This is a genomic window from Kitasatospora sp. NPDC091276, assembly GCF_040684355.1.
Classification (GTDB): Bacteria; Actinomycetota; Actinomycetes; order Streptomycetales; family Streptomycetaceae; genus Kitasatospora.
Genome location: NZ_JBFBFU010000049.1, coordinates 22,313 through 44,688, shown reverse-complemented (window position 1 = coordinate 44,688; position 22,376 = coordinate 22,313). Strand labels below are relative to the sequence as shown.

General features: G+C 72.7%; 17 protein-coding genes and 1 pseudogene. 10 read left to right on the top strand and 8 right to left on the bottom strand.

What is annotated here, in order from left to right; all coding sequences use genetic code 11:
* Positions 1-288 precede the first annotated feature (288 nt).
* Positions 289-1,047 carry a DeoR/GlpR family DNA-binding transcription regulator gene (locus AB0O19_RS36135; protein ID WP_363586284.1) on the top strand — a complete coding sequence of 253 codons (759 nt, stop codon included), beginning with the start codon at positions 289-291 and terminating at the stop codon, positions 1,045-1,047.
* Positions 1,048-1,102: 55 nt separating this feature from the next.
* On the opposite strand, the gene AB0O19_RS36130 is transcribed toward AB0O19_RS36135, so the two are convergent.
* The 8 genes from AB0O19_RS36130 to AB0O19_RS36095 all read right to left on the bottom strand — a co-directional run bounded on the left by AB0O19_RS36130 (position 1,103) and on the right by AB0O19_RS36095 (position 10,391).
* Positions 1,103-2,023, bottom strand: a complete 921-nt coding sequence (locus tag AB0O19_RS36130; protein WP_363625772.1) for a carbohydrate ABC transporter permease — start codon at positions 2,021-2,023, stop codon at positions 1,103-1,105.
* Positions 2,020-2,976 (bottom strand): sugar ABC transporter permease, encoded by a 957-nt coding sequence (locus AB0O19_RS36125; RefSeq protein ID WP_363625770.1) that lies wholly within the window; start codon positions 2,974-2,976, stop codon positions 2,020-2,022. The genes AB0O19_RS36130 and AB0O19_RS36125 overlap by 4 nt, the downstream gene beginning before the upstream one ends.
* 112 nt (positions 2,977-3,088) lie before the next feature.
* On the bottom strand, positions 3,089-4,402 hold the full coding sequence (locus tag AB0O19_RS36120) for an extracellular solute-binding protein (protein WP_363625768.1): 1,314 nt from the start codon (positions 4,400-4,402) through the stop codon (positions 3,089-3,091).
* A gap of 447 nt (positions 4,403-4,849) precedes the next feature.
* Positions 4,850-6,631 carry a beta-galactosidase family protein gene (locus tag AB0O19_RS36115; protein WP_363625766.1) on the bottom strand — a complete coding sequence of 594 codons (1,782 nt, stop codon included), beginning with the start codon at positions 6,629-6,631 and terminating at the stop codon, positions 4,850-4,852.
* Between the two features lie 50 nt (positions 6,632-6,681).
* Positions 6,682-7,542, bottom strand: a complete 861-nt coding sequence (locus tag AB0O19_RS36110) for a class II fructose-bisphosphate aldolase (protein WP_363625764.1) — start codon at positions 7,540-7,542, stop codon at positions 6,682-6,684.
* A gap of 25 nt (positions 7,543-7,567) precedes the next feature.
* The gene (locus AB0O19_RS36105; RefSeq protein ID WP_363625762.1) at positions 7,568-8,518 is read right to left on the bottom strand and encodes a hexose kinase; all 951 of its coding nucleotides are present in this window, start codon (positions 8,516-8,518) and stop codon (positions 7,568-7,570) included.
* A complete protein-coding gene (locus AB0O19_RS36100; RefSeq protein ID WP_363586279.1) occupies positions 8,515-9,507 on the bottom strand; it encodes an ROK family protein in 993 nt (330 codons plus the stop codon). Before AB0O19_RS36100 ends, AB0O19_RS36105 begins: the two co-directional genes overlap by 4 nt.
* On the bottom strand, positions 9,504-10,391 hold the full coding sequence (locus AB0O19_RS36095; protein WP_363586278.1) for an SIS domain-containing protein: 888 nt from the start codon (positions 10,389-10,391) through the stop codon (positions 9,504-9,506). The genes AB0O19_RS36100 and AB0O19_RS36095 overlap by 4 nt, the downstream gene beginning before the upstream one ends.
* Positions 10,392-10,632: 241 nt before the next feature.
* Between AB0O19_RS36095 and AB0O19_RS36090 the strand changes: the two genes are divergently transcribed.
* The 9 genes and pseudogenes from AB0O19_RS36090 to AB0O19_RS36050 all read left to right on the top strand — a co-directional run bounded on the left by AB0O19_RS36090 (position 10,633) and on the right by AB0O19_RS36050 (position 22,318).
* A complete protein-coding gene (locus AB0O19_RS36090) occupies positions 10,633-12,888 on the top strand; it encodes an RICIN domain-containing protein (protein WP_363625760.1) in 2,256 nt (751 codons plus the stop codon).
* A gap of 252 nt (positions 12,889-13,140) precedes the next feature.
* Positions 13,141-14,562, top strand: a complete 1,422-nt coding sequence (locus AB0O19_RS36085; protein WP_363625758.1) for a hypothetical protein — start codon at positions 13,141-13,143, stop codon at positions 14,560-14,562.
* 8 nt (positions 14,563-14,570) lie between these two features.
* Positions 14,571-14,709, top strand: a pseudogene (locus tag AB0O19_RS36080) (IS256 family transposase); the annotation flags it as partial.
* 356 nt (positions 14,710-15,065) lie between these two features.
* A complete protein-coding gene (locus AB0O19_RS36075) occupies positions 15,066-16,121 on the top strand; it encodes a hypothetical protein (RefSeq protein WP_363625756.1) in 1,056 nt (351 codons plus the stop codon).
* A 283-nt stretch (positions 16,122-16,404) separates the two neighbouring features.
* Positions 16,405-17,388: an NAD-dependent epimerase/dehydratase family protein gene (locus AB0O19_RS36070; RefSeq protein WP_363625754.1), complete on the top strand. Its 984-nt coding sequence runs from the start codon at positions 16,405-16,407 to the stop codon at positions 17,386-17,388.
* A gap of 11 nt (positions 17,389-17,399) precedes the next feature.
* Positions 17,400-18,131, top strand: a complete 732-nt coding sequence (locus AB0O19_RS36065; RefSeq protein WP_363625752.1) for a nucleotidyltransferase family protein — start codon at positions 17,400-17,402, stop codon at positions 18,129-18,131.
* An 8-nt stretch (positions 18,132-18,139) separates the two neighbouring features.
* On the top strand, positions 18,140-19,330 hold the full coding sequence (locus tag AB0O19_RS36060; RefSeq protein ID WP_363586272.1) for a glycosyltransferase family 4 protein: 1,191 nt from the start codon (positions 18,140-18,142) through the stop codon (positions 19,328-19,330).
* Between the two features lie 10 nt (positions 19,331-19,340).
* On the top strand, positions 19,341-20,693 hold the full coding sequence (locus tag AB0O19_RS36055; RefSeq protein WP_363625750.1) for a phosphomannomutase/phosphoglucomutase: 1,353 nt from the start codon (positions 19,341-19,343) through the stop codon (positions 20,691-20,693).
* A 260-nt stretch (positions 20,694-20,953) separates the two neighbouring features.
* Positions 20,954-22,318 (top strand): sugar porter family MFS transporter, encoded by a 1,365-nt coding sequence (locus AB0O19_RS36050; RefSeq protein ID WP_363625748.1) that lies wholly within the window; start codon positions 20,954-20,956, stop codon positions 22,316-22,318.
* Positions 22,319-22,376 lie beyond the last annotated feature (58 nt).

The window sequence follows — 22,376 nt, the reverse complement described above, 5'->3', positions numbered from 1 at the left end:
CTCTCGCCTCCGAGGCCGGCGATCCGGTCGCCCCCGACGGCCAGGCGGCCGCCCTCGACGACGCCGCCGGGCAGGACCAGCCGGGCGCCGGCCAGGGACATGCGGTCCGCTGTCACGCGGTCACCTCCGGCGCTGCTCCGGGCAGCCGTAGAACTGAGTGAAGTTGCTTGTTTCATCGCCATGATAGTCAGATTCGAGCGGACGACCAGACCTGCGACCTGCTCGCCGAGATCAGTCCGACCCGGCGCCACCCAGGGGTTTGGCTCCGGACCGGGCTAGAATCGCGTCATGCTCAAAGCTGATCGCGCCACCCGGATCCTCTCGCACGTCACCGAAGCGGGGAGCGCCGATGTGCACGCGCTCGCCGAACTCCTGGACGTCTCGACCGCGACCGTGCGCCGCGATCTCCAGGAGCTCCACGAGCAGGGGCTGCTGCACCGCACCCGGGGCGGCGCGGTGACCGGCTCGGTCAACCTCGAACTGCCGCTGCGCCACCGCGGCGAGAAGCAGCGGGAGGAGAAGCGCCGGATCGCCCTGGCCGCGGCCGAACTCGTGCCGGAGGGGGCGGTGGTGGGCCTCAGCGGCGGCACCACCACCAGCGAGCTCGCCCGGGTGCTCGCCGAGCGCACCGGCATCACCGTCGTGACCAACGCGGTGAACATCGCCGCCGACCTGATCGTCCGCCCCGAGGTGCGCCTCGTGGTGATCGGCGGCATCGCCCGTACGGCCAGCTACGAACTGGTCGGTCCGGCCGCCGACCGGATGCTCTCGCAGTACCACCTGGACATCTCCTTCATCGGGGTCGACGGCCTGACGGCGCAGGAGGGCTGCACCACGCACGACGAGATGGAGGCCCAGACCGACCGGGCGTTCCTGCGCAGCAGCGCGCGCTCGGTCGTGCTGGCCGACAGCACCAAGGTCGGCAAGGTCACCTTCGCCCGGATCTGCCCGCTCTCCGACGTCCACGACCTGGTGACGGACGACGGCCTGACGGAGGCGCAGCAGCGGGCCGTCACCGGCTGCGGCGTCCGGGTCCGGCGGGCCTGACCGCCGACGGGCCCCGGGGGCGGCCTGATCCACCGACCACGCCCCGGGGCCCGGTTCAGGCCTTGACGCCGCCCGCCGTCAGGTCGGTGCGCCAGAACCGCTGCAACAGCAGGAAGGCCACGACCAGCGGGACGACCGAGACCAACGAGCCCGTGACGACCAGGTTGTACGGGGTGTGGTCCCGCAGGCCGTTCCAGTAGTAGAGGCCGAGGTTGACCGGCCAGAGCTTCTGGTCGGAGAGCGTGACCAGCGGCAGGAAGAAGTTGTTCCAGATGGTGGTGAACTGGAACAGGAAGATGGTCACCAGCGCCGGCGAGAAGATCCGCAGGACCACCGTGAAGAAGATCCGGAACTCCCCTGCGCCGTCCATCCGGGCGGCCTCCAGGATCTCGTCCGGGACGGACGCGGCGGCGTAGATCCGGCTGAGGTAGACGCCGAACGGGCTGACCATGCTGGGCAGCAGGACCGCCCAGACGGTGTTGACCAGATGGGCCTTGGACAGCAGCAGGTAGACCGGCAGGGCGAGGAGCGGCGCGGGGACGAGCACCGCGGCGAGGATCGTGTTGAACACCGCCTCGCGGCCCCGGAACCGGTACTTGGTGAGCGCGTAGCCGGCCATCGCCGCGAGCAGGGTGGCGGCCGCGGCGCCGACGCCCGCGTACAGCACGGTGTTGAGGAGCCAGCGGAAGTAGAGCCCGTTATTGGCGGTGGCCAGCTCGTGCAGGTTGTCGCCGAGGTGGAGGGTGGAGAACCAGAAGCCGCCGCTGCCGAACAGGTCGCTGCTGCTCTTGGTGGAGGCCACCAGCAGCCACCAGGCGGGCAGCAGGAAGTAGGCGGAGAGCACGAACAGGACGGCCGTGCCGAGGACGTTGGGGCGCGGACGGCGGCCGGGGGCGCCCGGTCGGGCGGGCCCGGCGGGGCGGCGGCGCGCCGGGCCGGCGGTCTCGGGGCGGCGGCGGAGGTCGGCGGTGCTCATGCGGTCACCCGGTTTCCGGTGATGCGCACCGAGAGGCGCAGGAAGGTGAAGGACAGGACGCAGGTGGCCAGTGCCAGCAGGACGGCGATGGCCGCGGCCTTGCCGTAGTCGTTGGTGCCGAACGCCGCGTTGTACGCCGCCATGTTGGGCGTGTAGTCGGCGGAGACGGTCGAGGCCAGCGAATGCAGGACCATCGGCTCGGTGAAGAGCTGGAGGGTGCCGATGATGGAGAAGATCCCGGTCAGCACCAGGGCGGGGGCCACCAGCGGGATCTTGATGTGCCAGGCGGTCCGCCAGGGGCCGGCGCCGTCGAGGTCGGCGGCCTCGTAGAGCTCGCTGGGGATGGCTTGCAGGGCGGAGAGGATGACCAGCATGTTGTAGCCGGTCCAGGTCCAGGTGACGATGTTGGCCATCGACCACAGGACGGTGCCGGACGAGAGGAAGTCGGCGTCGATGCCGATGTCCCTCAGTCCGGCGACGAGCGGGCTGGTGCCGGGCAGGTAGAGGAACGCCCAGAGGATGGTGGCCACGACGCCCGGGATCGCGTACGGGAGGAAGTAGGCGAGCCGGAAGAACTTCCGCAGCCGGGTGCCCTTGGCGTCGATCAGCAGGGCGAGGCCGAGGGCCAGTCCGAGCATCACCGGGACCTGGACCACGCCGAAGAGCAGCACCCGGCCGACGCCCGCGAGGAACGAGCCGTCGCCCAGGGCCGCGGTGTAGTTGTCGAGCCCCGCGAAGACCGTTCTGGCCGGGCCGAAGCCGAGGCCGGAGCGCTCCACGCGGTACAGGCTCTGCCAGAGCGCGTACCCGATGGGCAGCAGGAACAGGACGGTGAACAGCAGGCCGAAGGGGGCCAGGAAGCCGAGGGCCGCGCGGTTGCGGGACGGCGTCCGTCGTACCGTGGCGGCCTTCGGGGCGGTGCGGCCCGGCGCCGCCGGGGTTGCTGCGCTCATCTGGGGTTCTCTCTCGTGCGGGCGGTGGTCGGTCCCTCGGGCGTGTCGGACGGGTCGGACGGGTCGGACGCGCCCGGGCCGGCGGACCGCGCGGGGTCCGCCGGCGAGCCGGTCAGCCGGCGGTGACCGTCAGCCCCTTGGACTTCATCGCGTCGACGGTCTTGTTCTGCACCGTGCCCAGCGCCGCCGTCAGGTCGCCGTGGGCGGCGACGGCCGCGCCGAAGGCGTCGGTGAGGTCGCTGGAGGTCTGGGTCATGGTCGGGCCCCAGCTCCATTTGGGGGCCTGCGCCGTCGCCTGCTTGAAGACGTCGAAGATCGGCTGGTTGCCGAAGTAGGCGCTCGGCTTCGCCAGTGCCGGCACCGACGTGCCGCTGGTGGAGGCGGGGTAGATGCCGGCCTTGTCCACGAGGGTGCCGACGGCGGCGGCGTCCGTGCTCATCCAGTTGGCGAAGCGCAGCGCAGCGGCGGTGTTCTTGCAGCCCTTGACCACCGCGGTGGACGAACCGCCGTCGTTGCCGACCGACTTGGCGCCGCCCTGCCACTGCGGCATCGGTGCGACCGCCCACTTGCCGGACGCCTGCGCCGCGTTCTGTTCGAGGATGGAGGAGAACCAGACCGGGCCGGGGTAGGCGGCGAGCGTGCCGTCCTGGAGGTCCTTGTAGAGGTCGGGGCTGAAGCCCTGCTCGGACTTGACCTGGCCCTGGTCGATCAGGCCCTGCCAGTACTTCGCGACCTTGGCGGTGGCCGGGTCGCTCGCGAGCGAGACCTTCCAGCCCTTGCTGTCGGTGCCGAACCAACTGCCGCCGGCCTGGGCGGACATGCCGGCGAACCACCACGGGTCGTCCGGGTTGAACACGCTCAGGTAGCCGTTGGGGTTGGCGGCGTGCACCTTGGCGGCGTCGGCGGCGAACTCCTCCCAGGTCGCCTGCGGCTTCAGACCGTACTGGGCGTACAGGTCGGTACGGTAGTAGAGCGCCATCGGGCCCACGTCGACCGGGATGCCGTACACCTGGCCGCCGACCTTCACCGCGTTCCAGGCGCCGTCCCCGTACTGCGACTGGTACTGCCCGGCCTCGCCGCTGACGTCCTGGACGGCGCCCTCCACGACGAAGCTGGGCAGCGACTCGTAGCCGACCTGGGCCAGGCAGGGGGCGTTGCCGGCCTTGACGGCCGCGAAGATCTTGGCGTAGCCGCCCTTGCTGCCCGACACGATCTTCTCGAACTTGACCTTGGCGTCCGGGTGGGCCGCGTTGTACTGGGCCACCGCCTCCTCGTAGCCCGGCGCCCAGCCCCAGAACGTGACCTCGGCGGAGCCTCCGCCGCCCGAGGCGCCGTCACCGCCCGATCCGCAGGCCGCGATGCCGGCGAGCAGCGGCAGCGTCGCGGCGGCGGCCAGCAGGCGGGTGCGGATTCGTGTCTTCGCCATGAGGATCTCGTCCTTTACGTGTACTGGCCCTCGGCCATCGCGGCGCGGCGTCGGGTGGACGGCGGCTGGCGCGAGCGGGTGCGGTGCGGTGGGGGTGGAGGTGCGGTGGGGGTCGGCAGGGGTGTCCGGGTTCCGGAGGTTCTGGGGCCGGCCGGGAGTGCCGCCGCGCGTCGGCGGCCTCCTCACCGAGCCGGCTCCGGGGCCGGATCCAGGGCCGGGGCCGGATCCTGGTCCTGGTCCTGGTCCTGGCCCTGGCCCGGTCCGGACGTCGGTGGTCGCGTGCCCATCGGACCACCCCCTGCTCTATGGTGCGCAGTTCGGATGAGTATTGCTCAATATCGAGCAGGTTCCTAGAGCTTCGGAGCACGAAGCGGTCTCGGTTTCGACACGGCCCGTCGCGCGGAGACCCGGGCGGAGAGCCGGGCGACGGGCCGGATGCACGGGGTGTCAGCCCAGGTCGGGCCGGGCCACCAGGTGCACGGCGGGTTCGCCGGACCGGTCGAGTTCGAGGACGGTGATCTCGTTCGTCCCGCTGCGCAGAACCGGCCAGGGCAGGTAGAGCGTGCACTGCGGTCCGCGGTCCCAGTAGCGGCCCAGCAGGAAGCCGTTGACCCAGACGTAGCCCTTGCCCCAGCCCGGCAGCGCCAGGTAGCCGTCGGCGGGCTCCGCGACCTCGAAGGCGCCGCGGTGGAAGGCCGCGCCGGGGCCGGCGGCCGGGGCGCCGGCCGCGTCCCAGGGGAGCCGGTCCGGCGTCCCGTCGGCCAGCGGCATCGGGTCGGCCGTCCACCCGTGCAGGTACTGCTGGGTGTGCAGGGCCCCGGCGATCCCCTTGCGGTCGCCGATCCCGGCTCCGTAGTTGACCCGGCCCATCGACTCGACCAGCAGCTCCAGCCGGGCACCCCCGCCGGGCACCGGGACGAGCAGGGGCTCGTGCTCGACGTCGCGTTCCAGGGTGGCGAGGTGGGTGCCGTCGACGCGGACGTGGGCCCGGTCGGCGAGCCCCTCGACGGTGAGCGGGTATTGCGCGCGCGGGCCGGGGATGGTGGTCCGGTAGCGGACGAGGCCGTGCGGGAGGCCGAGTTCCTCGAAGGAGAGCGGGACGGCGGAGCGGACCTCGCCGGTGGACAGGTGGTCCACCACGTCCGCCAGCGGCAGGGACCGGTCGAGCTCCACCCGGCACGCCGGCAGCGTGGCCGGGAGCTCCTCGGGCTCCGGCACCGGGCCGTCCGCGTACGCCGCCAGGACCTCGCGGAAGGCACGGAACTTGGCCGTGGGGGCGCCTCGTTCGTCCAGCGGGGCGTCGTAGTCGTAGGAGGTCACGGTCGGCTGGTAGCCCCGGCCGGTGCGCGGATCGGCGGTGTTGGCGCCGGCCCAGGTGCCGAAGTTGGTGCCGCCGTGGGCCATGTAGAGGTTGACGGAGGCCCCGGCCGCCAGGATCTCGCGCAGGGCCGCGGCGGCGTCCTCGGCCGGGCGGGTGGTGTGCGGCTCCCCCCAGTGGTCGAACCAGCCGTTCCAGAACTCCATGCACATCGGCGGGTCCTGGGGGCGGTGTCGGCGCAGCTCGGCGAAGGCCTCGGTGGCGCGGCTGCCGAAGTTGACGGTGGCGAGGTGGCCGGGCAGGGCGCCGCCGGTGAGGAAGAAGTCCTCCGGCCCGTCGGAGGTGCAGAGCGGGACGTCGATGCCGCGGGCGCGCAGGCCGTTGGCGAGGTGGGCGAGGTAGGCCCGGTCGGTGCCGTAGGAGCCGTACTCGTTCTCGATCTGGACCATCAGGACGTTTCCGCCGCGCGTGGTCTGGTGCGCCGCCAGGATCGGGATCAGCGTGTCGTACCAGCGGTCGACGTGGGCCAGGAAGCGCGGGTCGCTGGTGCGCAGCGGCAGGCCGCGGCCCGCCGCGCCCGGTTCGGCCAGGAGCCACCAGGGCAGGCCGCCGTTCTCCCACTCGGCGCAGATGTAGGGACTCGGGCGGACGATCGCGTGCAGTCCGGCGTCCGCGGCGGCCCGCAGGAAGGCCTCCAGGTCGGCGATGCCGGTGAAGTCGTACGCGCCGGGGCGGGGCTCGTGCAGGTTCCAGGGGACGTACGTCTCTACGGTGTTGAGCCCCATCGCCCGCAGCATCCGCAGGTGGCGCGGCCACTGCCCGGGCAGGCTGCGGAAGTAGTGCAGGGCGCCGGAGAGCAGGCGCAGGGGGCGCCCGTCGAGCGTGAACCCGGTCCGGTCGATCTGGAGCATGAGTGGTCCTCTAGGGGGTGGTTCGGGGGACGGTGTCGGCCGGGGCGCGGTCATCCGGCGGTCCCCGCGACGACGGGCAGGAGCCGGCCGACGGCCTCGGTGATCGCCCCGCGGCCCGCGGCCAGGTACGCGCGGGGGTCGACGCCCCGCTCGTCCGCCGCCAGGTGGGACCGGACGGCGGTCGTCATGGCGATGCTCAGGGCGGTGCCGATGTTGACCTTGGCTATGCCGCCGTGGACGGCGCGGCGCAGTTCGTCGTCGGGAACCCCGGAGGAGCCGTGCAGGACGAGCGGGACGTCGAGGGCCGCGTGCAGGGCGGCGAGCAGGTCGTGGTCGAGCCGGGCGTCGCGGGAGGTCATCGCGTGGGAGCTGCCGACGGCGACGGCGAGGGCGTCCACGCCGGTCTCCTCGACGAAGCGCCGCGCCTCTTCGGGGTCGGTGCGGGCTCCCGGTGCGTGGGCGTCCAGCGGCCCCCGGCCGTCCTTGCCGCCGACCTCGCCGAGTTCGGCCTCCAGCCAGAGCCCGGCGCCGTGCGCCCAGACGGCGGCCTCGCGGGTGGCGGCGACGTTCTCCGCGTAGGGCAGGTGCGCGGCGTCGTACATCACCGAGCTGAACCCGCATTCGGCGGCCTGGCGGAGCAGGACGCCGGTCTTCACGTGGTCCAGGTGCAGCGCCACCGGGACGGTGCTCGGCTCGGCGCAGCGCACGGCGGCCGCGGCGAGCGGGGCCAGCCGCCCGCCGTGGAACCGCACCGCGTTCTCGCTCACCTGGAGGATCACCGCGGTGCCGGCGGTCTCGGCGGCGGAGACGACGGCCTCGACGTGCTCCAGGGTGATGACGTTGAAGGCGGCGACGGCGCCGTGCCGGGCCGCGGCCCGGGCGACGAGGCCGCCGGTGGCTGCCAGGGGCATGAACTCTCCTGTCGGGTGGGGCTGTTCAGTCGGAAGGGGCCGAGCCGGCGGAGGGCGCGGCCGGGGTGACCCGGACCAGCGGGAGGTGGCCGCGGTAGGCCTGCGGGTCGAACCGGCCGGCGTACGGGGCCTGGACGGCGGCGGCCGACAGGGCCACCGCGTGGGCCAGCGCCGCCGGCCACGGCGTGCGGTCGGCGAGGGCCGCGGCCAGCGCCGCGACCGCCGCGTCCCCCGCGCCGGTCGGGTTCCCCCGCACGTCGGCCTCCGGGGGCAGGCGGGCCCACCAGCTGCCGTCCGGGGTGACGGCGAGGAGCCCGTCGGGGCCGAGCGAGGCGACCACCGCCCGGGCGCCGGCGTCGACGAGGGCGTGTGCCGCGCGGAGCGGGTCGGCGATGCCGGTGGCGCGGCGCAGTTCGACCGCGTTCGGCTTGACGGCCGTGGGCCCGGCCGCCAGTGCTTCGGTGAGCGCGGCGCCGTCGGCGTCCAGGACGACCGGCACGCCCTGCGCGTGGGCGAGGCGGACCAGGTCCGCGTAGGCGCCGCCCGGCAGGCCCGGCGGCAGGCTCCCGGACAGCACCAGGGCCCGGGCGGTGGGGAGCAGGCTGCGGACGGCGGCGCGCAGGGCCGTCCAGTCCTCGGCGGAGAGCTCCGGTCCGGGCTCGTTCAGCACGGTGGCGTCGACGGCGTCGACCACGGCGACGGTGCGCCGGGTCGACGTGCCGGCGGCGAGCGGGACGCCCAGGCAGGCGATGCCGGCCCGGTCGAGGTCGGCCCGCAGCACCGCGCCGGTGGGCCCGCCGAGCGGCAGGACGGCGGTGGTGGGCCGGCCGAGGCCGTGCAGGACCCGGGCCACGTTCACGCCCTTGCCGCCGGCCTGTTCGTGGACGGAGGCCACCCGGTGGCTGGTGTGCGGGCGCAGCGCCGGCACGCCGTAGGTGATGTCCAGGGCGGGGTTCGGGGTCACGGTGACGATCACGGCGCCGGGCTCCCTTCCGGGGCCGCGCGGCCGGCCGCCGCGTCCAGGGCGCGCAGTCCGGCGCCCAGGCAGCCGGCCCGGTCCCCGAGCGCGGCGGGCACCAGGCGCGGCGCGACCTGGATCCGGGCGCGGGCGGCCAGCGCGGCGGCCAGCGGGGCGAGCAGCAGGTCGCCGGACTCGGCGAGGCCCCCGCCCAGGACGACCAGCGGCGGGTCCAGCACCAGGACGGCCGTCAGCAGGGCGTCGGCCAGGGCGTCGACCGCCTCCTGCCAGACGGCGCCGGCCGCCCGGTCCCCCTCGGCGGCCAGCCGCGCCACCTCCGGTGCGGGGGCCGGCCGGCCGGTGGCCTCGGTGTAGCGCCGCGCCACGGCGGCCGCCGAGGCGTAGGTCTCGGCGCAGCCCCGGGCCCCGCAGGCGCACGGTTCCCCGCCCGGGCGCACCACGAGGTGGCCGATCTCTCCGGCCCGGTGGTGCGCGCCGGGCAGGGCGCGGCCGCCGGTCATGACGGCGGCGGCGATGCTCGTGCCGACCGGGACGAACAGGAAGCGCTCCTCGCCGCGCCCGGCTCCGAGCCGGGCCTCGGCCACGCCGCCGGCGCGCACGTCGTGGGTGACGGCCACGGGCAGGCCGGTGCGCTCGGCGACGAGTTCCCGGAACGGGACGTCCCGCCAGCCGATCGTGGCGGAGTACACGCCCGTCCCCGTGGCCTCGTCGACGATGCCGGGAACGGCCAGGCCGACGGCGTCGACCTCCGCGCCCTGCCGCCCGGCCTCCCGCCGCACGTCCGCGACCAGGTCGACGACGGTGGCCACGACGGCCTCCGGTCCCCGTTCGCGCCCGGTGGCGCGCCGCACCTGGTGCCGGACGGCCGCCTCCCGGTCCAGCAGGGCGGCCTTGATGCCGGTGCCGCCGACGTCCACGGCGACGACCAGACGCCGGTCGGGCACGGGCTGACGCCGGCCGGTCGTGAGCCGAGGCTGATCGGTCATGAGTCGGCGAGCACCACGGACCGGGTCAGGTTGCGCGGCTGGTCCGGGTCCAGGCCCTTCGCGGCGGCCAGCGCGGCGGCCAGCCGGTGGACGCGCACCAGTTCCGCGAGCGGGTCGAGCCGGCCCTCGATCCAGCGGGCGCCGGTGCCCCGGACCTGCTCGGCCAGGCCCGCCGGTGCGGCGCCCAGCATCCAGGTGGCGGTGGACGGCGCGGCGATGCTGATCGGGCCGTGCCGGTACTCCATCGCCGGGTACGCCTCGCTCCAGGCGAGCGCGGCCTCGCGCAGTTTGAGGCCGGCCTCGTTCGCCAGCCCGACCGTCCAGCCGGTGCCGAGGAAGGTGAACTGGGTGCAGTCCACCAGGCCTTCGGGCAGCGGCTCCGCCAGGGCCGCCCGGCCGTCGGCCTCCACCGCCTCGGTGTGCAGGCCCAGGTGGGCCCGCAGCAGGGTGAGCGCCGTGGTGGCGAACCTGGTCTGCACCACGGACCGCTCGTCGGCGAAGTCCAGCACGGCGATGTCGTCGGCCGCGGTCATCACCGGCGTCCGCGGGTCGGCGGTGACGGCCGCGGTGCGGACCTTTCCGCGCACCCGCTCCAGCAGGGCCAGGACCTCGGTCGTGGTGCCGGAGCGGGTCAGCGCGATCACGCGGTCGTACGAGCGGACGCCCGGGAACTCGGAGGCGGCGAAGGCGTCCGTGACGCCCTGTCCGCTCGACTCCCGCATGGCGGCGTACGCCTGGCCCATGAACAGCGAGGTCCCGCAGCCGATCACCGCGACCCGTTCACCGGCCTCCGGCAGCGCCGTGCACTCCGCCGCGGCGACTTCCGCAGCGCGGCGCCAGCAGTCCGGCTGGCTGGCGATCTCGGCCTCGACATGGGTCGCCATCGGCCACCTCCACTAGATAGTTGCTGATACCTGCTTCTTTCTGGCCAGATTCAAGCATCTTCAAGCACTCCATGGAACCCGTCTGCGCAATTTGTTGCTCAGAGGTGTTGACAGTTGCGCGCAAGAGAGCCGGATACTGCATGCCATCGCCGGCCTCGGCGGTCGCGCCCCCAACGACGACCGGCGGGCCCGAGAAGCACCGCCCACCCCGCCCCGACGGTGCAGCACCGAAGGAGACCTCGTGTCCGCCCCACCCCGCAGAGCACTCGCCGCCGTCCTCGCCCCCGCGCTCCTGGCGCTGAGCGCGGGCCTCGCCCCGTCCGCGTCGGCCGCCCCCGAACCGTCAGCCGCCCCGGCCGGCGCCCCGTCAACCGCCCCGTACACCGTGAGCGTCGGCAAGCCGGTCGGCTACGCCCACCCCACCGACACCCCCGCCGTCCCGTACACCGACAAGGACGGCACCTTCTACTTCCAGCAGTCCGCCGCGCTCTACGGCGCGAACGACCCGCGCTACTGGGACTTCTTCACCGGCACGGACTTCGACTCCGCCACCCGGTCGAGCGCGCTCAGCAACGCCGTCAACCCCGCCAACCCCCAGGACCGCAACAACGACACCACCTGGCGCTGCAACAACAGCCCCACCGGCCTGACCTCGACCTCCGCGCCCGCCGGGTCGGGCTATGCCCAGAAGAACTACTGCGACCTCTCCGGCATCTGGGTCGACCCGGACACCGGCGACTGGTACGGGCTGGTGCACAACGAGTTCACCCCGCAACCCTTCGGCGACGGCCTCCACTTCGACGCCATCGACTACGCCGTCTCCAGCGACCAGGGCCGGACGTGGACCATCAAGGACCACGCCATCACCTCGCCCTACAGCACCCAGCGGGGCGACACCGCGGCCTTCCCGAACCAGACCTTCGACTACGGGGACGGCGACCAACGCCTCTTCGTCGACACGGCCTCGGGCTACTTCTACGTCTTCTACGGCTCGCGGATCGTCGACAAGGGCGGCAGCTGGAAGGCCTTCCACGAACACGTGGCCCGGGCCCCGATCGCCGCCAAGATGGCACCCGACTCGTGGCAGAAGTGGTACGACGGCGCGTGGTCGCAGCCCGGCACCGGCGGCCAGGAGAGCAACCTGGTGCCCGCCGACTCCGCGCACCCCACCGGCTACACCCCGGTCGCCGACGAGTACGACCCGGCGAACACCGGCACCGTGGCCCAGCAGGTCGCAGCCGGCACGATGCCCCCCACCTCACCGCTGTTCGTCATGGACATCACCTACAACGCCTACCTCGGGCTGTACATCGCCGAGCCGCAGGCCGTCGACCAGAGCGGCTCGGCGCCCCAGCAGTACTACGCCACCGCCGACCTCGCCAGCCAGAAGTGGGTGCCGATCGGCGACACCGGCGGCTACCACACCGCGTCCTGGTACCGCTGGTTCCTCGACAGCGCCAACCGCACCAACAGCACCGTCGTCGGCAGGACCTTCCGCTCGTACTGCGCCTTCGGCTGCTCCAACGGCGCGTCCGGCGAGTACGTGGACGTGACGATCAACGGCTCCGCGCCCGCCGCTCCCCCCGTCGACCCCGGCAGGACCTACCGGATCGGCAACGCCGACGGCCGGCTTCTCGCCCAGGTCGCCGGCGGCCCGGCCACCACCTCGCTGGCCGCCGGCACCGGCTCCGACCTGGAGGCCTGGAGCTTCACCACCAACGGCGACGGCTCCTACCGGATCGTCAACGCCGCCACCGGCCGCCTGCTCGGCGTCGACTCCACCGCCACCGCCGGTCGCGCCTGGGGCGCCCGCCCCACCGCCACCGCCGCCGGCCCGGGCGGGCCCACCGTCGGCCAGCAGTGGTTCGTCATCCCCGGGAAGTCCGCCGACGGAACCGCCACCGGCACGTTCAAGCTGGTCAACCGCTACAGCGGACTCGTCCTCGGCCTCTCCTCCACCAACAGCCGGTCCACCGAGACCACCCCCACCCGCAGCTGGGCCGACACCACCGGCAACCCCGTCGGCGGCACCCGCGGCCCCGGCGAGCAGACCCTCACCCTGACCGCCACCGGCACCGCGCCCAACCCCCCGCTGGACGGCACCCACACCCTGACCGCCGCCGGCAAGGCCCTCGACGACCCCGGCCACTCCACCGCCCAGGGCACCCAACTGGTCACCTGGGCCCCCAACGGCGGCCCGAACCAGACCTGGGTGTTCACCCGGCAGGCGGACGGCAGCTACCAGATCGCCAACGGCGAGTCGCACCTGTGCATGGACGTCGACGGCGGCTCCACCTCCGCCGGCGCCAAGGTCATCCAGTGGGCCTGCACCGGCGGCGGCAACCAGCGCTGGCAGCTCACCCCGGCCGCCGGCGGCTACCGGATCACCTCCCAGAAGAGCGGCCTGCTGCTCACCACCGCGTCCACCGCCGACGGCGCCCGGACCACCCAGCAGCCCGACACCGGATCGCCCCTCCAGGTCTGGACCGTCAACTGACCACCCGCCCGTAACCCCGGTCGGGGGCCGGAGCCGGGCACGCCGGCCCCGCACCTTCCGCTACCGCCCGGCGGTATCCAATATCCCTTCCCCCTCGGTTAGTTGGCGAGAATCGGCCAGTGCGGAGGCGGGCCCGTTGACCTCCGGGCCGCTGGGCGTTTGGCTCTCCCCAACCAGTTGCGCGGGCGGTGCCACCCACCAGGGTGGCACCGCCCGCGCCGTCGTCACCCACCAAGGGGAGGACCCCATATCATGACCACCACACGACCCCGGCGCGGGCTGCTGCGCGGCGGCTGCGCCCTGCTCGCCGCCGTACTGGCCGGCCTCGCCGCACCAGCCGCCGCCGAAGCGCATCCGCGCACGGGCGGGATCGTCCGGGTGAGCGTCGGCCTCGACGGCGCCCAGCCGGACGGCGCGTCCGCCGCCCTGGGGCTGAGCGCCGACGGCCGCTACGCGCTGTTCTCCTCGGACGCGACCAACCTGGTGCCCGGCGACACCAACGGGGCGACGGACGTCTTCGTCCGGGACCTGCACACCGGCCGCACCCAACGCGTCAGCGTCGGCGCGGACGGCGCCCAGCTCGACGCCCCCACCACCCAGGCGTCGATCAGCGGCGACGGCCGCTTCGTCGCGTTCAACACCAAGGCCACCAACGTGGTCCCCGGCCACCGGGCCAACAGCGGCGGGGAGGTCTACCTCCGCGACCTCCGGGACGGCGTCACCGAGCTGATCACCGCCGGCGACCCGGCGGCCACCGGCCAGGACGGCCGCATCTCCCGTGACGCGGTGGCCAGTTGGGACGGCCGCTTCGTGGCCTTCTCCTCCTCCCGGACGGACCTCGCGCCGGTCGGCACGGTCACCAAGGAGAACATCTACGTCACCGACCGCCGGGAGGGCACCACCCGCCTGGTCACCCTCGGGGTGAACGGCAAACCGGGCAACGGCGACTCCTACCTGCCCTCGATCAGCGCCGACGGCCGCGTCATCGGCTTCAAGTCCCGCGCGTACAACCTGCTCCCGGCTCCCACCCAGAGCCCCGCAGCCCCCGCAGCCCCCACCGCTCCCGAGGACCACGCGGACCACGCGGACCACGGGGACTCCCCCGCGATCCTCGGGCACGCCTCCTACCCCTTCTACGTGTTCGACCAGCACACCGGGGTGATCAGCGGCGCGAGCACCGACCCCGCCGGCCTGCTCGCCAACACCGGCCTGGACGCCACCCTCAGCCCCGACGGGCGGTACGCCGTCTACACCCTCGAAGCGCCCGGCGGGCCGATCCTCGGCCGCCACCAGGAGCTCTACACCCGCGACCTGCGCACCGGCACCGTGACCAGGGTGACCACCCCGCTGCCCGGCACCACCACGGTCGGCTCCGCCGGCCGCGGCACCATGTCCTACGACGACCGCTGGGTCTACTTGGTCTCCGACGCCGGCAACCTCGTCCCCGGAGTCGACGGCGGGCAGCAGAACGTGTTCCGCCGCGACCTCGTCACCGGAGCCGTCGAACTCGCCGGCGCGGCCGAGGACGGCACCACGAGCACCGGCACCTCGGACAACCCGTACACCGACGCCTCCGGCAGCGCCGTGCTGTTCACCTCCGAGGACGGCACCCTCCTCCCCGGCGACACCAACCACGTCCCGGACGTCTTCCTCCGCCGGCTCCTCGCGCACTGACGGCGGACGGGCTGTTGCGGGTGCTGACCAGGCGGGTTCCGGAATCCGCCGGTGAAGGGCGAGATCACCGGTCATCCCGGCCACGAGAAGCACGATCCGGCGGGGCGGAACAGCGGCAACACCCGTAACAGCCCCCGGGCGAAAACCGTGCCGCCCGGCGTCGCCAGCACATAATCACCACATACTTACCCCGAATTGTAAGGCCACTGTCAAGGCACCAAGGTGCGCCAGGCCGCAGTGACTTCAGGACACTGTCGAGGATTTGGTTTTCAACATCCCTCGGGCGACGGATGCTTGTACGTACAGTCTCCGTTCTTTTGGCGCTGCCGTGTTATCCGCAGGCCAGTCCACGGAGTTTGCAGCAGGACGTGCTGCTCCCGGCGACGACTCGTGAGGTCGATCGTGACAATGAGAAAAGCCTCAGGAAGTCGACAGCCGTAGCTGTGGAGACGGCACCCAATCCAACCGTCCAAGGAATAGTCCGAGACGGAACGAGGGTAAAAGTGAAGGCCCTTCTCTACCACTTCCACGGAATCGATGACTTCGATTTCTCGACCATCTCGCCCGAGGACCTCCCCGAGGTCCAGAAGGCTGCGGAATCCCGTGAGTACGGAATTCTGCCGACCGTCTACCTGCGGCGGGAGAATCTCCCCCGCCTGGTGGAGGTCCTCCAGGAGTACCACCGGCTCGAACAGACGAACGCGGTTCCCAACATCGCCGGTTTCGCGATCGAGGGCCCGCTGCTGGGACCGCAGGGAGGGATACCGCGGGCCGGACGGTGGTTCCCGTCGGCGAAGGAGTGGGACGTCATCGCGTCCCTCGGCCCGCTCGGGCTGCGCTACATCGTGATGGCGCCCGACGCCATGGCCCTGGACGAGCGCATCGACGCCGGCCCCACCTTCGCCGACCTGCTCACCAGCTTCTACGAGCAGGGGCTCCGGATCGCCGTGGGGCACTTCCACCGGGAGGCGCCCGAGCGCAGCGCCGTCCGGCTGCGGGAAGTGCTCGAATTCCTGCACAGCCGCTACGACTCCTCCCCGTACCTGGTCCTGACCGACCATCTGTACAACGACACCCCGCGGAACTTCACGCATTCCTGGCGCACGCCGCAGGAGCGGGTCCACCGCGAAGTCGAACTGCGGCGGGTGCTCGATCCCGACTGGAACGAGACCGACCTCCGGGAACTGCTCGGCCCTGTTCCGGCCGAAATGCTGCGCTCCGCACGCGAGTCCCTCCTGTACCCGTGCATCAACTTCGACGGGTACCACGTCGACCTCGAAATCTGTCGGCGCACCGTCGAATACCTGGGCGTGGACCGCCTCATCGCGCTGACCGACCACACCGAGGTCGCCACGATGGCTCAGGAACCGCTTTCCCGGAGTGACCACAATCCCCTGTGGCTGCGTGACGACGGGGCCGTGGCAGCGGGGTCGAGCGGTTATGAGCAGCAGCGGCAGAACATTCTCTCCATCGGATTCGATGACACGGCGGTTCACCGCATGTTCGTCGACAACCCCGTGACGGCGATCGGATACCGCATCAAGAAGGGCGCCGCGTAAGGGCCTGGAGGGCCGAAAGTCAGGAAGACATCGGGAGAGGAACTCACGGCCACTCGGGCGTCGCGCCCCGGCCACTTCCCCGACCGTGTCGTGCGGGCCGGGGACACGGCCGCCGCCACCGCGGCGATCCCGGTCGTGTCCCCGGCAGCCGACGGCCCGCGCATCCTCCAGGACGACGTCCGGCTGCGGCGCGGCCACGCGGATCCGCCGGCGTGATCCGGCGGCGTGATCCGGCGGATCCGGATGTGAACCACATTGGCGAACCACGAGAGGAGACCAAGGCATGAGCAAGGTTGTCGTCACGGGTGGCGGCGGGTTCATCGGCTCGCACATCGTCGACCGGTTGTGTGCCCAGGGACACCGCGTCCTGGTGGTGGACGACTTCTCCACCGGCGATCGGGCCAATCTCGCCGAGAGCGAGGCCCGTTGGCCCGAGTTGAGCGTTCTCACGGCCGACGTGGTCGACGAGTCCACCGCGGCCGCGGTGGAGGACTTCGCGCCCGAGGTGCTGCTGCTGCTGGCCGCACAGTTCAGCGTGAAGGTGTCGATGCGGGATCCCCTGCTGGACGCCCAGGTCAACGTCATCGGCCTGGTCCGGATGCTCGAAGCGGCGCGGCGCAGCCGGAGCCGCAAGGTCGTGTTCGCCTCCAGCGGCGGGACGATCTACGGGCCCGCCGGTGAGGACGGGGTGCCCATCAAGGAGTCCGCGGGCCGGGTGCCCAGTTCCTTCTACGGGCTGACCAAGTCCGTCGCCGTCGACTACCTGCGCCTCTACCACGAGACCTACGGCCTGGACTACGTCGCGCTCGCCCTCGGCAACGTCTTCGGCCCCCGCCAGACCCCGTTCGGTGAGGCGGGAGTCGTCTCCATCTTCGCGCAGCGCATGCTCTCCGGGCAGACCTGCGTCATCAACGGGGACGGCCTGCAGACCCGCGACTACGTGCATGTGAGCGACGTGGCCGATGCGTTCGTGCGGGCCATGGACCAGGGGCACGGTCTGATCAACATCGGTAAGGGCCAGGAGAGTTCGGTCCTGGACATCCATCAGGCGGTCGAGAAGCGGACCGGCCGTTCGCTGCCGCCCCGCTTCGGGCCGCCGCTGGCGGGAGAAGTGCGCAGGGGGTGCCTGGACCCCTCCCGCGCCCAGGCCCAGCTGGGCTGGACCGCCGGGACGACGCTGGAGGACGGGGTCGACTCCGTCGTGTCCTGGCTGACCGCACGCCCCCTCCGGAAGACGGACTCCGCCGAGGCGGGGCAGACCGGATGAGGCTGGCGGGGATGATCCTGGCAGCCGGGCGCGGCAGCCGGATGGGAGCACTCACCGCCCGGACGCCCAAGCCGCTCCTGCCCCTGGCGGGCAAGCCGCTGCTGGGACACCTGCTGGACCGGTGTGCCGAGACCGACGTCACGGACGTCTACCTCAATCTGCACTACCAGGCCGAGCAGGTCCTTCGCTTCCTCGACGGCACCACGGTGAAGGTGCCCGTCCACGCCCGGACCGAGCCCCGCCTCACCGGGCCCGCCGGGGCGCTGCGGCTGTTCCACGAGGAACTGGCCACCTTCGACGCCGTGCTCGTCACCTCCTGCGACGTCATCATGGGCGAGCCGCTCCAACGGCTCGTCGACGCGCACACGCGCGGAGGGTACGCCCTGACGTTCGCCTGTACGCGGATCCGGCAGGCCCGCCGCTACGGCGTGCTGGACATCGACCCCGGTGGTCGGATCCGCGGCGCCCGGGAGAAGCCCGACGTCCCCGACGACGAGACGCACTGGATCAGCGCCGGGGTCTACTGCCTGGACCCCCGCGTCATCGCGCACATCCCCGAGGACGTCGTCTACGACTACGCCAGGGAACTCGCCCCCGCGCTGATGGCCGCCGGCGAACGCGTGGGGGCGCACCGGCTCACCGGCTACTGGCGGGACGTGGGCACTCCCGATTCGCTGCGCGAGGCCGGCGAGGACGCCGGCCGTGGGCTCATTCCCTGGCTCACCGAAAGGGCGGACCGATGAAAGTCCTGATGCTGACCTCCAGTTACGAACCCCTGCACGGCGGGGCCGAGACCTATGCGCGGCTGTTGTGCGAAGGGCTGGTGGCCGACGGCCACGACGTCGTCATCGCGACCGACGGGTCGTGGCTGGACCACCTGCCCGGGGACCGCGAGGAGGACGCGGGGAGGGTCGTGCGGCTGCGCGACTTCGCGGACCGCGTGGACGCGCGGGACAAGGTGAGATGGCGGCAGATGCAGTACTCCGTCCTCGACGAACTCGGGGCCGTGCTCCAGGGCGAGAGCTTCGACGTCGTCCACGCCAACAGCCATGAGACGCTGATCCTCGCGAGCATCGTGGCGCTCGAAACGGACGCCGCACTGGTGTGCTCGCTGCACGAGCAGAACCCCGACCTGGAGCGGTTCGGCCGTGGCCGGTGCCGCCTGTCGTACCAGACCCTCCCCGTCGACATGCACTTCGTCCCCAGCCGCTTCTTCGCCGAGCGCGCCGCCCGCTTCGGCGCCCCGGCCGACCGCATCAGGCTCGTCCACAACGGCGTTCCCGACGCCCCGCCGGACGACGTGGCCCGGAACCTGCGCTCCGCGCTGCGCGCCGAACTCGGCGTCGCCCCCGACCAGCGGCTGGTCGTCCTCCCGGGCCGGATGTCCGCCCGCAAGGCCCAGCTCGACCTGGCCGCGGCACTGCCCCTGGTCGCGGCGGAGCTGCCCGAGGTGCGGGTGCTCCTGTCGGGGAGGGTCTCGGACTACGCGTACGAGAAGAGCGTGTGGGACCGGCTCGAACGCGGCGGTGTGGCAGAACTGGTCACCCTCCGCCAGGACTTCGGGGCCGAGACGATGCCCGCCGTCTACGCTGCGGCGGATCTGGTGGTCCAGCCCTCCCTGGCGGAGGGACTTCCGTTCAGCGTGGTCGAGGCGATGCGCGCCGGCAAGCCCGTCGTCGGCACCCGCGTCATCGGCATCAGCGACGTCATCACCGACGGCGTCGACGGCCTGCTCGTGCCGGCGGCCGACCCGCCCGCACTGGCCGAAGGGATACTGCGGGTGCTCACCGACGAGGCGTTGGCCGCCGAGCTCGCGGCCAACGCGTACACCACGGCGGAACGGGAGTTCAGCAGCCGCAGGATGGTCGCGGACACCCTGGACGGCTACCGGGTGGCCATGGCGCGTCGCCGGCAGTCGGCGTCCGCGGCCCCGACCTCGTGAAGGGGTGACCGTGTCCGACTACGCGCGACTGGTCAAGGCCTACGACATCCGCGGGGAAGTCCCCGCCGAACTCGACGGCGAGGTCGCGGAACGCATCGGCGGCCTGTTCATCCGCTTCACCAACGCCCCGCAGGTGGTGGTGGCCAGAGACATGCGCCCTTCCTCGGCCATGCTGGTGCGGGCGTTCAGCGACGGCGCCCGCCGGGCCGGTGCCGACGTCGTCGACGCCGGGCTCGGCTCCACCGACTACCTCTACTACGCCAGTGGATCGCTCGGACTTCCCGGCGCCATGATCACCGCCAGCCACAACCCCGCGAAGGACAACGGCATCAAGCTGTGCCTGAGCGGCGCGGCCCCCCTGGGGGAGAACACGGGCCTCGGCCGGATCCGCGATTGGCTCGTCGCGGGGGAACGCGCCGCACCCGCCGCGTCCCGCGGCACCCGTACGGAAAGACCACTCCTCAAGGAGTACGCGGCACACCTGCGGCAGCTCGTCGACCTCACCGGGATCCGGCCCCTCAGGGTCGTCGCCGACGCGGGCAACGGCATGGCCGGCCTGACCGCCCCGGAGGTCTTCGCGGGCCTGCCCGTCGACCTCGTCCCGCTCTACTTCGAACTCGACGGCACGTTCCCCCACCACGAGGCCAACCCCATCGACCCCAGGAACCTCGTCGACCTCCAGGCCGAGGTCCGCAGGCAGGGGGCCGACATCGGACTCGCCTTCGACGGTGACGCCGACCGTTGCTTCTTCGTCGACGAAGGCGGTCAGCCGGTCTCGCCGTCCGCCGTCATCAGCCTGATCGCGGGCCGGGAGCTGGCACGGCACCCCGGCTCGGCCATCGTGTACAACCTGATCACCGCGGAGGCCACGGTGCGGAGCATCCGCCGCCACGGCGGACGCCCCTTCCGGTCCCGCGTGGGGCACTCCCACGTCAAGGCGCTCATGGCGCAGCACAACGCCGTGTTCGGCGGAGAGCACTCCGGGCACTACTTCTTCAGGGACTTCTGGCGTGCCGACAGCGGCATGCTCGCCGCGCTCCACGTGTTGGCCGCCCTCGGCGGACAGGACCGGCCGCTGTCCGCCGTGATCGCCGCGCACAGCCGCTTCGCGCTGTCCGGTGAACTCAACTGCGTCGTCGCCGACGTCGCGGCCACGATCCGGGAGGTGGAGGAGCGCTACCGGCACCGGGCCGGGGTGACCACGGACCGGCTCGACGGTCTGACGGTCGGCCTGCCGGGCGGAACCCGGTTCAACCTGCGCCCCTCGAACACCGAACCGGTCCTTCGGGTCAACGTGGAGGCGCACGACCAGGAGACCATGGAGCACCTCCGGGACGAGGTCCTCGCGTTGATCCGACCATAAGACGTTTCTGACGGTGCGTCGGGGCGTGCTCAGGTTGCGGCCGGTCGGCCGGTGACGCCGGTAGTCTGCTCCCGGATTGCGAAGCGGGTGATCACCTCGGCTCGGTGCCCGGGGGCGGGGCGGCCATCGGCGTGGACGGCGGATTCCCGGCGGCCTGACCCGACCTCGCCCCACCCCTGCCTACGGCACTTCGAAGAAGGGCATCCCATGGGCTTGGCCCCGTCCTATGACCATGTCGACGGCGGCGCAGGGGTCTCGCCATGACGGCGCCCGTCCCCCCGGGCACCGCACGGCTGTTGACCGTGGGCGTCGCCTCCGTCGGAGGGCTGCTGTTCGGCTACGGAATCGGGGTGATCGCCGGAGTCCTGCGGCTGGTCGCCACCACCTTCGCCCTGTCGTCGTGGCAGCAGGGGGCGGTCGTGTCGGCCGCCCTCCTCGGCGCGGCGCTCACCGCCCTCACCAGCGGGCGGCTGGCGGACAGGTTCGGGCGCCGACCGGTCATCGGCGCCGCCGCGGCCGTGTACGCCCTCGGAACGGCGGCGTCGGCGGCGGCCTCGGGCTCCACCGCGCTCCTCACCGGGCGCTTCCTCGTCGGACTCGCCCTGGGGGCCGTCTCGTTCGCGGTCCCGCTGTACATCTCCGAGATCTCTCCGCCCGCCCGACGCGGCGCGCTCGTCACACTGAACCAACTCATGATCACGATCGGGCTCCTGCTGTCCTACGTGGTGGCCTATCTCCTGGAACCCGCGGGGGCCTGGCGCTGGATGCTCGCTCTCGGGCTCCTGCCCGCGTGCGTGCTGCTGGTCGGCATGTGCCTGGTGCCCGAGTCGCCGGACTGGCTGCACTCCAGGGGAGACACCGCCCGGGCGGCGAGCGCCGCCCGGCGCCTGTCCCCGCCCGACCCGGGCGGCGCAGCCGCCCGCCCCGGTGGCCGCCCCACGACGGCGACCGCCGCACGGCCCACCGCCGGCCCCGCGACCGCAACCGTCACACGGCCCACCGCCGCCCCCGCTGCGAGCCTCCGGCAGGCCTGCGCGCTGGCCGGTCCCCGCTGGGTCGCGCTGGGACTGGCGATCGCCGTCCTGGTCCATCTGACCGGTCTGAACACCGCGATCTACTACGTGCCGACCATCCTGGGCGGAAGCGGCATGACCGCTGCCGGAGGCATCCGGGGAGCTGTCCTGGTCGGACTGTGCAACGTGGCCGCCACCGTCGTCACCATCGCCCTGCTCGACCGGGTCGGCCGCCGGAAGACGATGATCGGAGGGCTGCTGGTCATGGCGGTCGCGGCCGTCGGCATCGCGGTGGCGCAGCCGCTCGGGCACACGGGGGCGCCGACCGCAGCGCTGCTGTGCGTCTTCATCATGGCGGGAGCGGTGGGCCCTGCTGCCGTCTTCTGGGTCTACATCGCCGAGATCTACCCGGCGGGTGCCCGCGGCGTCCTGATGAGTCTGGCCACCGCGGCCCACTGGGCAACGGACTTCGTCGTGGCGACCACGTTCCTCCCCCTCGTGCAGGAGTTGTCGCTCGGCGGGGCGTTCGGTGTGTACGCGGCGATCAGCGCGGCGTCCGCCCTGGCCCTGGCCCGCTGGATGCCCGAGACCCGCGGCCGTCTGCTGCTGTGAACGGGACCGGGCGCGAGGCTCCTGCACTCGCGCCCGGGCTGGGCTTCACCCGCCGCCA